The organism is Caballeronia sp. SL1002 (assembly GCF_057814995.1).
On sequence record NZ_JBYMUW010000001.1, the window covers coordinates 526,276 to 541,720 of the forward strand.

A 15,445-nucleotide genomic window follows, 5' to 3' on the forward strand; every position below is an offset into this window, starting at 1 on the left:
TCTCCAGAAGTGGGACCACCACTGCATCCTCAGACACAAACTATGTCCAGATCTTTACGCGTTCAACCCGCCCACGCTCCGCCACGATTGAGGCGGCGTCATCGGCGGCCGACCATCTGCGCATAGTTGCGACCTGAGCATAGGGGTCGGTCAGCGACCATCCCGAGCGGCGCAAATAAATCTCCCTTCATAGCAGTCCATCAGAGAACGCCTCCGCTGGTCTCAACAGCGTAGTGGGCGGCCGGGTTCGAGCGCAGTCCGCGCCGCGCGTTCAGGCGCCGGATGCCGGCCCCTCAGGGTCTTCGTTTGGGCGTCCCCCGTTCGCGTCGCCCATCGACAACAGTTCTTTTGTGAAGGTTGCGAGGAGGGCGTCGGAATCATCGACGAAGCCGCCCAGCAGCGTTGCGGCGCGTGCCTTAAGGTCCGCGCGGCCTTTCAGCGTCCTCTGGCGCTTGGAGCAACGCCTGTAGCGCTGCCTGCGTCTCTAGATACGCAAGATTGCGTACGTCGCGCCCGAGCAGCCCAGCGGCTGCCAGCGCCGGATCGGAACCCACCGCTTTCAGAAGCTCAAGAGCTTGCTCAAAGGTCCGTTCGATATTGCCAGCTTGGAAGTAGTTGCGCAGGACGAAAAGGATGTCTCCAGCGTCGGTGCTCTCCTGCAGTCGACGGTCTTTCCACGCGAAGAGCTTGAGCAGGACGAAGGCGGAAAGCGTCACCACGGGCACCACGAGTTCCTCGCCAATGTCCACGGGTTCTGCGGTATCGACCGCCTCCTGGAATCCAAGGACCGTCATCACGATATCGCCGTTCGGCGGCCAGTGGATCTCACCAGGTGGCCCTTCGATTTGCCCGAACGGAACCACGTTGGACAACGTCGAGCTCGATCTCGTAGTCGTCCGGGCTGCGCTTGAACAAGAGTTTCTGCTGCTGTTTTGGGTGACGTCTAAAGAGCTGCGTTTGCAATATCAGGCCGATCAGCATGTCGTGGAACTCCCAACTCACCGCGCAGACCGCCACGTCGACATCACGCGTGGCGACAGGGGCCTTAATGTCGTGAAGATGCCACATGAGGATGTCGCGCGCGGTCGCGCCCGCGAGCACGAATTGCGTGCCGAGTTGCGCGCACGCGTCTTTAACCTCTCGAAGCAAGGCGATCGTGAGCGGCTCGACCGGACGTTCGGCGGGACTTTTGAGCATTCGTTTTCGCCATGTAGCTTGCGTAGACCACTTGGGCCACTTCGCGATTCCGGTCGTCGCCCGACATGATGAGATCCGCGTAGACGAGGAGAGGGTGAACGATTCCCCGATTGAGCAAGCCCCATCGGTCTTCCGCCTCCACGGGCCAGAACGCCTCGAGCACTTCAACGTCACCACGCTCGTCTGGCCTCAGCATGGCTTTCGACATCAGTTTCGGCGCAAGCCCACCTAGTGCGTAGACCGTCACGGTCGCGGGCTTTATATTCCGGGTAAGGATGTCTGCCGCCACTTCGCCGCCAAGACGGGCTTGAGGGTCGACCGCCTCCGCGTTGAGCCACCAATTCTTGTCCTTCGCCCAACTCTTAAAGCGTTGTGGGCTGAGTTTGGGGCGTAGCCGGGTCGGATAGAGGCCCACCCAGTCGTCAACCAGTCTGCGACGGTCGACGATCACTCTGTTCTTGCCCTTGACCACCACGAGACCGCGATCCATCAGGTCGTCCATCGCCATGTTCACCGTGTTCAGGGCAACGCCCGAGAAATCTGCAATTGTGCGATAGGGTTCATGCACAAGACCGGGCAGAGTCAGGAGCGCAAAAGTCACGCGCATGCCTTTTGGTGTGGTCGAACGCGATGTCTGGTCCAGTCGCTGCAGTGTTGGTTTGCCGCGGCCGACGATCATGATCGTCGCCTCCGGCGCCTGGAGGAAGACGTTGGCCGCCGTGTCGAGGAACTGAATTACGTTTGGCGATCAGCTCATCCGCCAGCTTCGGCGTGACATGCTGCGTGACCAGCATCATCGGGCGATTGTCTTCAGGCGTGGAGCGAGAGCGCATGCGGTTGACGATGCCCCCCGCGCCAAGCCTGCGACGTCGAATCGGATCCACGCGTCCGGGCCATCCTTCGTCGACATTTGCGCGTTGGTTTGCCCTTTCCTGCCTGACGCACTGAGGGGCGTCGCCTGATAGAGGTGTGTCGCATCTGAAAACGCTTCGCAAGCCAGCGTAAGCGCGCGCTGTTCACTACTGGCGAGGCGATCCGAAAGGGTCACGTGCAACTCTCCTGTACGTTTTTAGGCGAGTGTATGACAAAAGCATACAGAAGCAAATAGCGTACAGGATTGCCGGAGACGACGCCTCCGATAGAAAACGTAGCTCGGCGAGCGATCTATGGACGTTCTAGGCTGATGTTCGTCGAAAGCGTACAAGTCCGGAAAACGTACGAAGAGCGACGGTTTAGACCGTGAGCCGCACCGCGGACTCGATTATCTCGAAGAAAAGTCGAACATCAGCTCAAGAAAACGAGCTGACGCAAGAGCGTGGTTCAAGCTGTCCTTTCCCGTCGTCGCGCCATGGCAAGACGTCAAGCTCGGTCGCCAAGTTTTGCTGACCGGCGCATCAGGCGTTGCGCGCGTGCGATGAACCTCGGACAGCACTCGCTCAGAAAGGCGATTTGACGGTCAGTCGATGGATTGGCGACAGTTTGAGAGCCGACGACCTGTGACCGGTTATGGCTGCTTTCTATGGCTCGGGACACATTGAGCGAACCAGCCTGGCATCGCGCATCCGGGATAACCATCCGGGCCAACGGTAGTGCGCACCGCGATCGGAGTGGACCACTGGCCGCTCATCGCTATCGGCCACCGACTCGATGGCCGAATCCAGCATGGTATTTACGAGTTCAGCATCTGGTCGCGTGCTGATTGACCAACTCACAACGAGACCGTCGAAGCAGTCGATTACCGGCGACAGATACACCTTGCCGGCTGGGAGCTGGAATTCGGTAATATCGGTGAGCCATTTCTGATTCGGGGCGGCTGCATGGAAATCACGATTGATGAGATTCTCCGGCGCGGGGCTTATTTCTCCACGATAGGAGGCGTAGCGACGTCGTCTGGTCGTGGCAGCAGCCAGCCCCTCCTGTCGCATCAAACGTCGCACGACCTTTTCCGAAATGAAGACCTGCTGTCTGCTCAATGCCGCGCGGATTCGACGATAGCCGTAGCAGCGGTGATTGCATTCGAAGATGTCTGCGATGACGCGACGCGCGCCAGCATGCCTGTCAGCGACAAGCATACGTGCACGGTGATAGAAGTAGGAACTGCGTGCAAGCCTCAGGACGGATAACAGCTCTGGCAACGGATAGGTTTGTTTTAGGGCATCAACCAGCATCGTCTTCTCCCGGTTGCTCAGGAGCTGCGGGTCGATGCCCGTTCCTTTTTTTACCAGTTCGTTCGCCTTCTTGAGGATGTCGTGCTCGAGCTGCAACTTCCGGATGTCGAGTCGAAGCGATTCAACCTGTCGTTCCATTTCCGGACGCCCATGGTCCGGTGCTGGCTTCTTCTTGCGTTTCATGGATGCTGGAACCTCTCGGCCGAGTAGCTGGTTCTTCCAGTTGTACAGCATCGGCCTGCTCACGCCTGTTTTCTGGGCAACCACGCGTGCGCTTTCTTCTCTGGCGCACAATTCAATGACTGCCGCCCGTTTCACCGCCAGCGATTTCGGAACGCTGCCAGCTACTCTGCCGACAAGGCGTTTTCCGATTTCGGGGCACAGTTCGTTAATCCAGGCTGCAAGCGTCCCGCGACTCGGAAAGCCCAAAGCCCTCAAGGTTGCAGCGGCACAACGGTCATGGCTCAGGTAATGATCGACGGCAGCCTGCTTCTGTTCGGCCGAATACCTCGGCGCCGCACGAACATAGCCAGTTCGTAAATCATGACACTGTTCGTATTCACGATGCCACGCCTTCAAGGAATTCTTTGTCGGGTAACCCAACTGCCTGATGGTCGCCTTGATGCGCTTTCCCAACTTCAAATAAAGCCGAACCGCTTGAACGCGGTCTTCGTACGAGTACATGGACTACCTCCAGGTAGTCCAAGATTTTGTCCGCACCCCCGGTGGGTCAATTCTGGGTGGACATCAACATGCCAATCCTGACGCGCGAGCAACCATCGGAAAGTACGCCCGTCGCACTGCGGCACGCGCGCGTGCCGCCGCGAGGCGTTAGACGACGGTGACGAGCGGACTATAGACGCGCAACACGCTATCGGCAGTCAGCAAATTCATTTGCTCGTGGACCGCCTGGCCGACCAACAAACGGTCGAACGGATCTTTGTGCAGCGGCGGCAAATGTCGAACTTGGGAGGCGTGAAGCGCGGTGATCGGCAGCTCGCGCGCGCCCAAGCCCTCAATGCCGGTGACCAAGTCACTTATCTGCGCATCGAGGTTGCCCAGCGCAATCTTGATGGAGAACTCCCAAATGGTCGCCGCGCTCACGAAAATCTCATCGGCGTTGCTCATCAGATTGCGCATCGGCCGGGTGAGTTTGGGGTCGTCCATCAGCGCCCACAGGTAGACGTGCGAATCAAGCAGCAGGCGCATCGGCCGATCCTTCGAACGGTGCGATTTCGTCGTCGCTCATCAGCTCGTAGAAGCCGGGCTTCACCGTGATCTGCCCTTTTAACAACCCAAAGTGAACTTTGCGCTTTTCCTTTTGCAGCGGCACGAGCCGCGCCATCGGCGTGCCCGCCCTCGCGATGATGATTTCCTCGCCGGCAGCCGCTTGCTCGACCAACTTCGAGAAGTTGGTTTTGGCGTCGTGAATGTTGACCGTTTGCATCACTGCTCCTGGTGGACTAGCTGAAACATGTTAGCCCGGTTAGCCCGCCCATGCAACCGGTTCAGCCTTCCACGCGCGATCCGCCTTTTGTGCAGAGCCTCAATATCCGCGCCACACCGCCCCAATACCCGCGCCGCACAGCCCCGGCACCCGCGCCCAGCCCAACCACCGGGCGAAGAAAAACCGGCCCAATGAGCCGGTTCGAAGCGGTCCGCACGCCGGAGAGTACGCGCAAACCAGAGAGACCGGACCGAATCTTAAGGTCACGCGGCCCCGCTCAGCGTCGTGGAAAAGCCCCCGATTTGCGGCCTGATCGGGCAATTGCCGCCCCGCTCACTGCATTACACTCGTTCTTATGGTGCAAGGCACCGCACCGGATGAAAAGGCAAAACGCGACACCCAGAGCTACCGGCTTAACGTCACTCTCTACCGATCGCAGTGTGTTTCGAAGTAGCCTCGGAGTACCGGAGAAGTGCGGCGTTTTTCATGCAAGACCGTTGTATCGGGTTGTCTGGACGTAACGCAGTATGGAAGTCCACAGTACCGAGGTCGAAGTACCGAACGAAGTATCGAAGTCCGCAGTACCGAGCTCGAAGTAGCGAAGTCGAAGTAGTGAAGTCGAAGTAGTGAAGTCGAAGTAGCGAAAGTCGAAGTAGCCGAATCGTAGACCGCATCACGCAGTGCCCACGCGAAGCCCCGGCCTGAGTCCATCAGTCGGGGCTTTCGTCTTTGGCGTTTTAACCGTCCGCGAGCAATGCCGCCTGCGCCTCTGGTGCGGCGGTGTCAGTGCCCTTCGCAGGTTTGGCCTTTGCGTTTCTGCCGCCCGCCTTCGCGGTGCGCGGTGGCAACGGAAACGGTTCGGCATGCGTCTGGTCAGCGGGAAACAGGCCAAGGCCGATGCGCCAGCGCACCGCCTTCCCGCTTTCATAGTTCGGTTCATAGAACCGCTCTGCCCCATTCAGACAGAGTTGCAGGCGCGTCCACGCGGGCCGGAAGCTTCGCTTGCTCCCGGCTGTCTCGACGCGACAATTCATCGTGTCAAAGATTTTTACGCCCTCGGGGATGTGTGCGCGCGGCACTATTCCAAACATCGCGGGATCGGTCCTGTAGACGCTATCCGACCGTCGCACGATCGGCGCCTGATAGTCCTTGTAGACCTCACGCGGATAATCGAAGGTCGGCGCGGAAAAAACAAGCTGAACGCCTCGAAGCGCGGAGCGGACGGCGACTCGTAGCTCGTGCACATCAAAAGCCTCCGAAAGTTCGGTCTATCGTAAATCGACATAGTGGCCAATTTTTTGCTGCCTTTTCAGACCCTTGCCGTCTTGGTCAACATCGGCGGCCCATCTACCGAAGGAGACCACATGGCTCCCCGTTCGCTGGCAGCGCCCACACTGAGTTTCGGCCTTGTGTCTGTCCGTATTAAGCTGTTCTCAGCACAAGATAGTAAGTCGGGCGTCGGCTTCAACTTGATGCATTAAGGGTGTGGGACGAGGCTCAAACAGCAATATGTCTGCCCCGCCGACGGCAAGGTGGTCGAGCGCGCGGATATGGTGAAGGGCTACGAGTTTGAGAAAGACAAGTACGTGATTTTCGAACCGTCGGAGCTTGAAGCGCTGGAAGCAAGCGCGAGCCACACCGTAGACATTGTTTCCTTTATGCCCAACGAGGCGATCGACCCGATTTATCTGGACAAGGCTTACTATCTCGCGCCGGATAAGCGCGGCGGAAAGCCTTATCAGCTTCTTTACCAAGCGATGCGTGAAAGCGGCACATGTGCGCTCGCCCGATGGACGTCGCGCGGAAAGCAGCACATCGTCCAGATCCGCGCTGGGCAGGACGGCATCATCATGCAGCAGCTTCTTTATGCGGATGAGGTTCGCTCACAGGCCGCACTCGATATCGAGCATCCCGAGATCCAGGAAACCGAACTCCAACTCGCGCAGCAATTAATCAATCAATACCGCGTCGACGGATACGACCCGTCCGCCTTTTCCGACGAGGAAAAGGAACGGATCCTCGCCGCGATCGACCAGAAGATTGCAGGAAAGAAGATTGTCGCCGCACCGGAAGTGCAGCAGACCGGTGGCGCCGTCATTGATTTGGTCGAAGCGCTCCGAGCGAGCCTTCAAAAACGGCCGCTTGCCGCCGTCAAAGAAAAACCGGCCCGTGCGGCCGCTGCAAAGCCGAAAGAGCCGGAGGTCGTCACGCCAGCCGCCAAGACTCGTAAAGGTGTGCGCAAAGCCGCGGCCGCGCCGGAAGCAGTGCCGACTCCAAAACCGCCGTACCGCAACGAAGAAGTGACGATGCGTAAGAGAGATGGTTATAGCCTGCGGCAAGTTCAGCGGATGCTTGGGGTCTCCCGAAGCGTCGTCGAGCGGCTGATTAAAGCGGGATTTGTCTCGCCTCAACAAGGCGTTCGACGCGAGCGCCGCTTCAATTTTCAGGACGTCGTGATGCTGCGTACGGCCAACTCGTTGCGGGCGGCCGGCGTCTCACCGCACAAGATTGTGCGCGCCCTGACCCATCTGCGCCGGAGCTGGACGAAAGACGGTGCGCTCACGAGTCTCCGGATTCGGCGATCGGTAACAACATTGCGGTGCGCGATCAGCACAGCCGCCAGTGGGACGCTGAATCTGGCCAACTGCTCATCGATTTTGAGCCCAAGCCAGATTGCGGATCGGTCGCTTCGTTGGACGACCCGTCTCCTGCCCGCACACGGCGGGCGCAGAATGCGGCCGTTGATTTCTTCGCCGAAGGCCAGCGCTTGGAAGAGGACGATCCGGCGGCCGCCGAAAGCGCATACCGTGCAGCACTCGCTCAGGCACCGGATTACACGGACGCCTCATTGAATCTCGGGTGCATTCTGATGGACGCGGAAAGGTACGACGAAGCGATCGACGTCTATGGATCGGCACTCGAATACCGTTAGGATGACCCTGTTCTACACTTCAGTCTCGGCGTAGCCTTGGAAGACGCGGGCAGCCTGCGCGAAGCTCTCGACGCATACCAGGCATGCATTGCGCTGTCCGATGACTTCGCCGACGCCCATTTCAACGCCGCGCGGATCCACGAAGAGTTGGGCGAAGCGACAAAGGCAATTCGCCATTTAAATCACTATCGAAAGCTGCAACGAGATTAATGGTCGGTGGCATCACGGTTGCTGGTCAGAACGGCGTCAACCAACTGGAGTGCGCCATGAAACCCGAACCATCCGATCCGGTCGAGCGAGCCGACAAACGCCGGGAAGCACTGGGCGCCGGCGACGTCGTAGAAAAGCCCGACGGAACAATCGAACAGAAGGAACATGGCAGCATGGACGCGACGCTCGTCCCGAAGGGAAGGGATCACCCCGAGCGCGGGCCCTACGAACCGGAGCGCGACCACAAGGACCCGGACGTCGAGCCTGATGCCAGCACAGCTCATCCACGCAGCAAGCCCGACTCGGAAGCGTGAGTGGCAGGATGAAAGCAATGAGTAGTTCATCGATATGGGTAAGGCTCATCGTACCCGGAGAAATATTGAACATAACGAAAATTTATAACCTCGGTGAGTGTCAGAGCTTTTAGTAATGTCCGGTTCTGGCTCATTAGAAATGTCTGGTTTCCAGCGCCGGACTGGCTGCTGTAGCGTAAGCCGCGGCACCACAGCCAGCCCGGAGCCAGGCCAACGGACGTGGATTCATCACGATCAACATGCACGAACTCGAGCGCGTGAAGATCACCGAGGCGGTCATGCAGCATCGCCTGACGATCGTACTGGCGGCTGAACGGCTGCAACTGTGTGAACGTCAGGTGAGCCGGCTGGTGCGGCGCTACGAGGCTGCGGGGCCGGCCGGGCTCGCTCCGGCGCGACGCGGGCAACCGAGCAATCGCGAACTGCCCGTGGATCTGCGGGTGCGGGCGATGACGCTGGTGCGCGAACGCGATGCCGATTTTGGGCCGACGCTGGCGTGCGAGAAGCTCGCCGAGTGTCATGGCGTGATGCTCGCGAAAGAAACCGTGCGGCGCTGGATGGGCGAGGCCGGTCTGTGGATTCCCCGCAAACAGCGTGCACCACCGCGTGCGAAACTAGCGAGAACAACGGTAAAGGGGCGATGATTTGCTGAACGAGGTTGACTGCGCACGTTTCACTACCTTCGGCGCGACCCTCCACCACTTCACGAATCACGAGCCGCTCGCCGTCCTAATGGTACCCGTTGAAGTCCTAGACAGTTTGATGCAAAGATGCCTCGCTGTCGCGTGGAGGGTTCTTCGTAACAAGCTTGTCCACACGTCGCGTCGCCTTCATTACGGCTTGCAGCGGAACGCCGTGTACCAGCCGGTCATACTCGTTGACGATCGTCGTCAAATCGTCAATCAACACATCTGGGACTGACCACTCATCAGCTTGAATGCCGCGCCGGATCAACTCAGCGATTTCCCAACTCGAGTTGACTAAAAGTGTCATCGGCAACACGCCATATCCGTCTTCGGTAAACGCCATCGTTAACAGAATGGTCGAATCCATGTTCAGCGCAGCCTTCGCATCGGCCTGTCCATGTCGTATTGCTTCAAGCCCTACTCGGACTTGAAGCACGAGATGGTCAGCGTCACCGCGCGGCATCGCCAGCAAAAGCGCCTTTGCGTTGCGGGGTTGTTCAGAGCCGTTGCTCAACGAAGACTTCTTGCGCTTTTTTGAAACTGGCATAGCACTCAAGTTTGAAAATGTATTCGGACCTAGAGAGCGCCCCCGCGCTTTTGGGCCCCTCGCCGCTTTTTTTGCGACACCTTTTTCACGAGCAATTTTCTTTTTTGGGGGCCGCACGCACCCTGTTCGTGCGCTTAAAAGTCAAGTAGCGGTAGCGTGCGGATACAGCAAGCTTTTCCTAGTCTTGCGAACGGCATGAGTTTCGAGCGTTCGTAATTACCGCGTCGCCCAGCTCCTGATGCGAGTTGCCGACCAGGTTGGGGTTCGTGTCGATTGCCTGCACCAACCACAATTCATATCGTGCAATAGCGTCGCCCTCGGTCCACCCGTGCCTCACATGCTGCCGGATGAAATCGGCTTTAGCGCGACGATCGGTCCGAGGCAGTGAATTGCCAGATGGCGAATAGACAGCTGGAATGAATCGTATGCCCTTTTCCGATCTGTTAGAGCGCTTTTCCGATGGTTAGGCGAGGCCCAAGAAAACGAGCATCGCACGGTTGACTGCGACCATCGCCTCGTCCTCGATCTGGCCGATAACGCTGCCTACTTTTTCGCGCTTCACTGTGAAAATCTTGTCGGCTAGGATTTGCGATGGATCGCGCAGGCCGTTTCGCTGGGTCGGCTGTATCTCAATGCGAATTAACGGTGCATCAACAATCTCGCTGGACACCAATAGAACCGAAACACTCGGATGACCAACGAACAAGTCCGATTGCACAACTAGCGCCGGTCGTCCTTTGCCGAAATCGCCTTGGATAGCGACAGTAACGATGCTTCCCCGCTTCATTGCCAATCGTCCAGGTCAGCGGCCTGTTCGATGAAATCGAGCACCTTGGTTTCTGACTTACTCTCGCTGACGACGCGTGACTGACGGGCGCATTCCTCTGCGAACCCTGCGCGGCGCGTATCGGGCACCCATATCTGAATCGGACGCAGACCCGCATCCCGAAGTCCCTGACGATGCGCTCGCACGCGTTCGGAAAGTGTGGCTGGCATGGCTTTCCCCCTAGTTAGTGTAACAGATTATACGCGTTACATGTAACGCGTATACCGCCTTTTCGGCCGGGCCGCTTTTCCGAGAGGTGGCCCCGGAAATCTGGACAGTCGGTTAGGTGGAATCGCTGGGTTCTGAGATAGGCATAATGCCTACAAAGGAAACCAGACGATGACGAAGAGAATTTGGCGCACGCATTCAGCGGCGTTCAAGGCGAAGGTGGCACTGGCGGCGGTACGTGGCGAGCGCACGCTGGCAGTTGTTTGCGTCCGACCACTATGCCCTCTCGCTTGAGCAGCCGCATCAATGCGCGCACCGGCAAACGGATGCTCCAGGTGCAACTCCACATGGCTTCGTCCATCTCACTGCTGTGATCGATTGGGCCAGCCGCCGTGTTTTTAGCGCACGGGGTCGCGATCACGATGGAGGCTGAGCATGCGGTAGCAGCGCTCGAAGAAGCATTCGCAAAATATGGATTGCCTGAGATCGGGACCGATCAAGGCAGCCAATTCACCAGTACGGTCTTCACCGACGCGGTCCTCTCGCGCGGAATCGCTTTGTCGATGGATGGCAAGGGAAGCTGGCGGGACAACGTTTTTATCGAACGACTGTGGCGCAGCGTAAAGTACGAAGGAATATATTTGAAAGCCTATGAGTCCGTCGGCCAGGCACGCAAGTCCATCGCTAACTACCTGACGTGGTACAACCAGCAACGGCCTCATTCAAGTCTGTCGGACAAGACCCCGGATGAACCTTACTTCGCGATGCTGCCCGCGATGAAAACGGCAGCGTGACCGCCCAGCGTTCCACTTAAAAATCGAAAAAACTGTCCGGACGAACGGAGCCACCTCTCTCGTCATCAAGAAACAGTTTCATATCCTTCTGCCTGTTTTCCGAGTTGTCGCTACTTCGACGGGTGCGCCATCACAACCGCCCCGGCACCGTACCCCGGCTCGGTGTTACAAATTCCGAAGCGGCACCACGAGCGACACTGGCGAAACGATTCCATCGTCACAGGTCTTTTTCGTGATGATGATGGACCGCCCGGACGGCTGGAGCGTGCCTGCATACCTGCACTTCGCTGCGTCCATGAGGCTCACTAACTGAGGCGTGGCCGAATGCAAACTTGTCTCCAATACAAGCGGCACTTGCTCGGCCGCTGCCGACGCCGTGGCAACGCTCGTCAATGCGAGAGACGAAGCGCGTTTGTTATTTTGGTTACTCTTTAACGAATGGATTTAGTAGACGGACTCCTGTTCCCGCGAAATCCTTGACACTGCTCGTAACGACAGTGAGATCGTGAATCAAGGCCGTGGCCGCAATCAACTTGTCCAAAGTATGCTCGGGATGCGGCACGCGAAGCCTTCCCCATAGCTGCCCGATCTCCGCGTCTACCGCAAGAATGTTTTGAGCATATTCAACCAATACCGTAGTAAGCCATGCTTCGAGATTCGTCGCTTGCGCGATGTCGCCGCGGTGGCGGATTAACTCAACCCCACGCCGAAGTTCCGATACGGTGACGACCGACATATACAGGTCGCTCCCATCTCGCAACGCCCCGCGGAAGAACGCTCGCACGCCCTCATTTGAGCGATTCCGCTTCCGCACCTCGCTGATAACGTTCGTGTCAATCAAATACACGCGTCACCTCACCGTCATCGACGCGTCCAAAATCCGAGTCCACGCCGACGTCAGGAACAGTCATCAGCACTTCCGCGAAGCTCTTCTTCGTCGGCTTGCGAAGCGCGCTTGCCAAGATCTCGCGATGTTCTGCCTCGGCGCTACGACCGTGTGCCGCGGCCCGCTCGCGTAGACTCTGAGCCAAGCTCTCGTCCACGTTGCGCACTAGTAGGTTTGCCATTGAAAATCCCCGATTGATATGCTATCAATGATAGCACCACCGAGCGGGGTTGCAAGCATTGCTATGAGAACACTCCGCTATGGCGGACGCGTCAGAGCGCCCGTCGTCCATCACCATCCAATTTTGTGTCTGTGGCCTGAAGTTCCACGTCCCCGAAGGCGCGAGGAACATGTTGTTCTCGAAAACGCCTGCGCTTGGTGTTTTCCGATGATCCCGTTACTCGCCAAAACCCGTCTTACGAGTGAAGTGATCGCATATGTGATCATCGCGTGTGCTTGAACGCCATCACCGAAGCTGCGGTGCCTATGGTCGGAATAGAGAGGAGCACGCCATCGGATACTCGACTTCAGATATTCGACAGATCGAGCGCGGTCTTTGTTACATGGGTGCGCAAGAATGCCATGCGTCGAAAATGCCTATAGGTACCTGAATCATTCTGAGTAGTAGCGGAAACTCTGGACGATAAAAGCAGCCGCCACTTTGCCGAGTTGCTAGCGGCTTGAGGTCCCTTCGCTGCAGCTTTTTTCAGAGCAGCTTTCATGCACCGCGCACAGAAGTTGATCCTTCCATATTTCCCTGCGTGGCTTCCCGTGCCAGGCCGGCTCTGCCGTCGTACTACCGGAGTTCATCGAGACCGAGCTCCACTATGCCACGCGCGCTGCGGCCAGGACTTCCCGCTTGGTTTCGAGAATGTGCTGTTCAAGCAGGGTGACGACTTCGTCGACAGCGCGCCGTTTGCAGGCGTCGACTATCTGATAATGGTCGCGCTGCACGTCGTCTTTCTGCGTGTCGAGCGACATGCGTAGGTGCGGGTAACGATTCGTCGTGCTCAAGCAATACTCTTCGATCATGTTCCTGAGCCGCTCGTTGTTCGACGGCGCGCACAGCGCCAGATGGAACTGACGGTTGCACTCGGCCCACTCGGCCGGGGTCGTGGCCATCTCGTACGAAGCCAGAATGCGCTTCATCAACTCAATGTCGGCCGCCAACATGTTCGGCACAGCCAGTTTCGCCGTGTAACTCTCCAATGCGGCGCGGATGTCGAGCAGTTTTCGCAGATTTCCCTGGTCGACATCGCGATCACCACTGCACCGCGGTTGAGCTGATAGCTCACCCAAACCTTCCGCTTCGAGTTGTCGCAGCGCCTCGCGCACTGGAATCCGGCTCGCGCCGAAACGCTCCGCCAGGTTTTCCTGGCGCAGTTGCGTGCCCGGCGGGAGCGTGCCCCGCAGAATTTCATCGCGCAGTTGATCCCGAATGGATTGCGGCAGCGAACGCTGATCTGCCTTCGCCTGCACTGTCGTCATGAGCAAAAGCCGGCCGTACGCCGACCGACGAAAAAAGGTTGTCGCCAAAATTGCGGGCTGCTAAGATTGGATCCAATCCACGTGCCAGTGGATAACTTCCTTATAACTTGAATCCAATAAGCCGTCAGCAAAGGTTTGCACCGTCATGCTCGAAGCACCAAGAAACGAACCGATCTTAGCGTATTCACCCGGTGGTGCGCGCACTTGAACAGCAGTCCGCCGAGGTGGTCAGGATTCCCGTGGTGGCAGGCGGCAAACGGTTGACCAGCGGTGCGACGCAAGCTGTGGTATGCCCGCACGATCACGCGCACACGCTGGCGCACTTGGATCAGGCGAGCAGCGAGAATGTCGCCGCCGCCGTAAAGGCCGCCGCCGATGCGCAACGCGACTGGTCGCAGTGGTCGTTCGAAGACCGCGCCGCGGTGTTCCTGAAGGCCGCCGATCTGCTGGCCGGCCCGTGGCGTGCCAAGCTTAACGCGGCCACCATGCTTGGCCAAAGCAAAACCACCTATCAGGCCGAGATCGACTCCGCGTGCGAACTGATCGACTTCCTGCGCTGGAACGTCGCGTTCGCTCTCGACTTTCAGCAGAACCAGCCGATGTCGCCGGCCGGCATGCGCAACGCGCTCGAGTATCGTCCGCTGGAGGGCTTCGTGTACGCCGTCACGCCGTTCAACTTCACGGCGATCGGCGGCAATTTGGCTTGCGCGCCGGCGTTGATGGGCAACAGCGTGCTGTGGAAGCCTGCTGCCACCGCTGCGCTCAGCAATTACTTCGTGTTCCAGTTGCTAGAAGCCGCCGGCCTGCCGCCAGGTGTCATCAATTTCGTGCCGGGCGAGGCGCAGACGGTGTCGTCGGTGGTGTTGGGTTCGAAGGCGTTTGCCGGGCTGCATTTCACCGGATCGACAGCGGTGTTCGATTCCCTGTGGCGCGCTACCGCCGAGCGTCTGCCGACCTATCGCAGTTATCCGCGGCTGGTTGGCGAAACCGGAGGCAAGGACTTCGTGCTGGCGCACCCGTCGGCTGATGTGACCGCGCTCAGCATCGCGCTGCTGCGTGGCGCATTCGAATATCAAGGGCAGAAGTGCAGCGCTGCGTCTCGCGCTTACGTGCCTGCGTCGCTGTGGCCCGCCGTCAAAGCGCGCCTTGCCGACGAAATCGCCTCCATCAAGATGGGCGACGTCGCCGATCTAGGCAACTTCATGGGCGCGGTGATCGACCGCACGAACGGATCACCGGCTATATCGCGCAAGCGCGGCAAAGTGGAGGCGCGTCGATCGTGGCGGGCGGCGGCGCGGACGATCGTACCGGCTATTTCGTGCACCCGACCGTGATCGAAGTCGACGATCCGCAGTTCGTCACGATGCGCGAAGAAATCTTCGGGCCGGTTTTGTCCGTCTACGTCTATCCCGATGCCCAATGGCTCGAGGTGCTTAAACTGGTCGATGAGACGTCGCCGTACGCACTCACCGGCGCGGTCTTCGCGCAGGATCGCGCGGCGTTGGTCGAGGCGGCGACCGCACTGCGTTTCGCTGCGGGCAACTTCTATATCAACGACAAGCCGACCGGCGCGGTGGTCGGTCAGCAACCGTTCGGCGGCGCGCGTCGCAGCGGCACCAACGACAAGGCCGGTTCCGCGCTGAACCTGTTGCGCTGGGTCTCGCCGCGCACGATCAAGGAAACCTACGTACCCGCCACCCAATACGGTTATCCGCATATGACCTGAGCGCGCGTCGATGCAAGCGGCGCGGTCTAAGAAGCGCCGCGCGTCTGAAGAGCAAG

At 58.7% G+C, this 15,445-nt stretch carries 14 protein-coding genes and 5 pseudogenes; 7 read left to right on the forward strand and 12 right to left on the reverse strand.

Annotated elements, in window-relative coordinates:
- Positions 1–271: 271 nt before the first annotated feature.
- From AC3D25_RS02525 to AC3D25_RS02550, 6 genes and pseudogenes are all read right to left on the reverse strand, one after another.
- A pseudogene (locus AC3D25_RS02525) lies at positions 272–1,197 on the reverse strand (nucleotidyl transferase AbiEii/AbiGii toxin family protein).
- Positions 1,133–1,876, reverse strand: coding sequence for a type IV toxin-antitoxin system AbiEi family antitoxin (locus AC3D25_RS02530; RefSeq protein WP_488886907.1), 744 nt, complete (start codon positions 1,874–1,876; stop codon positions 1,133–1,135). Before AC3D25_RS02530 ends, AC3D25_RS02525 begins: the two are co-directional and overlap by 65 nt.
- A gap of 853 nt (positions 1,877–2,729) precedes the next feature.
- A pseudogene (locus AC3D25_RS02535) lies at positions 2,730–4,049 on the reverse strand (IS3 family transposase); the annotation flags it as partial.
- Positions 4,050–4,196: 147 nt separating this feature from the next.
- The gene (locus AC3D25_RS02540) at positions 4,197–4,574 is read right to left on the reverse strand and encodes a type II toxin-antitoxin system VapC family toxin (protein WP_488886908.1); all 378 of its coding nucleotides are present in this window, start codon (positions 4,572–4,574) and stop codon (positions 4,197–4,199) included.
- Positions 4,558–4,812 (reverse strand): type II toxin-antitoxin system Phd/YefM family antitoxin, encoded by a 255-nt coding sequence (locus AC3D25_RS02545; protein WP_488886909.1) that lies wholly within the window; start codon positions 4,810–4,812, stop codon positions 4,558–4,560. The genes AC3D25_RS02540 and AC3D25_RS02545 overlap by 17 nt, the downstream gene beginning before the upstream one ends.
- Before the next feature lie 737 nt (positions 4,813–5,549).
- Positions 5,550–6,056, reverse strand: coding sequence for an SOS response-associated peptidase family protein (locus tag AC3D25_RS02550; protein ID WP_488886910.1), 507 nt, complete (start codon positions 6,054–6,056; stop codon positions 5,550–5,552).
- A gap of 288 nt (positions 6,057–6,344) precedes the next feature.
- Here AC3D25_RS02550 and ku point away from each other — a divergent pair.
- The 5 genes and pseudogenes from ku to AC3D25_RS02575 all read left to right on the forward strand — a co-directional run.
- Positions 6,345–7,277, forward strand: a pseudogene (gene ku, locus AC3D25_RS02555) (non-homologous end joining protein Ku); the annotation flags it as partial.
- Positions 7,278–7,411: 134 nt separating this feature from the next.
- Positions 7,412–7,744: a tetratricopeptide repeat protein gene (locus AC3D25_RS02560; protein ID WP_488886911.1), complete on the forward strand. Its 333-nt coding sequence runs from the start codon at positions 7,412–7,414 to the stop codon at positions 7,742–7,744.
- A gap of 36 nt (positions 7,745–7,780) precedes the next feature.
- Positions 7,781–7,954, forward strand: coding sequence for a tetratricopeptide repeat protein (locus tag AC3D25_RS02565; protein WP_488886912.1), 174 nt, complete (start codon positions 7,781–7,783; stop codon positions 7,952–7,954).
- Between the two features lie 56 nt (positions 7,955–8,010).
- On the forward strand, positions 8,011–8,268 hold the full coding sequence (locus AC3D25_RS02570) for a hypothetical protein (protein WP_488886913.1): 258 nt from the start codon (positions 8,011–8,013) through the stop codon (positions 8,266–8,268).
- Positions 8,269–8,507: 239 nt separating this feature from the next.
- On the forward strand, positions 8,508–8,912 hold the full coding sequence (locus tag AC3D25_RS02575; protein WP_488886914.1) for a helix-turn-helix domain-containing protein: 405 nt from the start codon (positions 8,508–8,510) through the stop codon (positions 8,910–8,912).
- Between the two features lie 106 nt (positions 8,913–9,018).
- Here AC3D25_RS02575 and AC3D25_RS02580 read toward each other — a convergent pair whose 3' ends face one another.
- The 3 genes from AC3D25_RS02580 to AC3D25_RS02590 form a co-directional block, all read right to left on the reverse strand.
- Positions 9,019–9,468: a hypothetical protein gene (locus tag AC3D25_RS02580; RefSeq protein ID WP_488886915.1), complete on the reverse strand. Its 450-nt coding sequence runs from the start codon at positions 9,466–9,468 to the stop codon at positions 9,019–9,021.
- Positions 9,469–9,964: 496 nt separating this feature from the next.
- The gene (locus AC3D25_RS02585) at positions 9,965–10,288 is read right to left on the reverse strand and encodes a type II toxin-antitoxin system PemK/MazF family toxin (protein WP_488886916.1); all 324 of its coding nucleotides are present in this window, start codon (positions 10,286–10,288) and stop codon (positions 9,965–9,967) included.
- Positions 10,285–10,497: an antitoxin MazE family protein gene (locus AC3D25_RS02590; RefSeq protein ID WP_488886917.1), complete on the reverse strand. Its 213-nt coding sequence runs from the start codon at positions 10,495–10,497 to the stop codon at positions 10,285–10,287. Before AC3D25_RS02590 ends, AC3D25_RS02585 begins: the two co-directional genes overlap by 4 nt.
- A 347-nt stretch (positions 10,498–10,844) precedes the next feature.
- On the opposite strand from AC3D25_RS02590, the pseudogene AC3D25_RS02595 reads away from it, so the two are divergent.
- A pseudogene (locus tag AC3D25_RS02595) lies at positions 10,845–11,289 on the forward strand (transposase); the annotation flags it as partial.
- Between the two features lie 424 nt (positions 11,290–11,713).
- Here the strand turns inward: AC3D25_RS02595 and AC3D25_RS02600 are convergent.
- From AC3D25_RS02600 to AC3D25_RS02610, 3 genes are all read right to left on the reverse strand, one after another.
- Positions 11,714–12,136: a type II toxin-antitoxin system VapC family toxin gene (locus AC3D25_RS02600; RefSeq protein ID WP_488886918.1), complete on the reverse strand. Its 423-nt coding sequence runs from the start codon at positions 12,134–12,136 to the stop codon at positions 11,714–11,716.
- A complete protein-coding gene (locus AC3D25_RS02605; RefSeq protein WP_488886919.1) occupies positions 12,123–12,356 on the reverse strand; it encodes a FitA-like ribbon-helix-helix domain-containing protein in 234 nt (77 codons plus the stop codon). Before AC3D25_RS02605 ends, AC3D25_RS02600 begins: the two co-directional genes overlap by 14 nt.
- A gap of 644 nt (positions 12,357–13,000) precedes the next feature.
- Positions 13,001–13,663 (reverse strand): GntR family transcriptional regulator, encoded by a 663-nt coding sequence (locus AC3D25_RS02610; RefSeq protein WP_488886920.1) that lies wholly within the window; start codon positions 13,661–13,663, stop codon positions 13,001–13,003.
- 284 nt (positions 13,664–13,947) lie between these two features.
- On the opposite strand from AC3D25_RS02610, the pseudogene pruA reads away from it, so the two are divergent.
- Positions 13,948–15,389 (forward strand): annotated as a pseudogene (gene pruA / locus AC3D25_RS02615) (L-glutamate gamma-semialdehyde dehydrogenase).
- Positions 15,390–15,445: the final 56 nt, after the last annotated feature.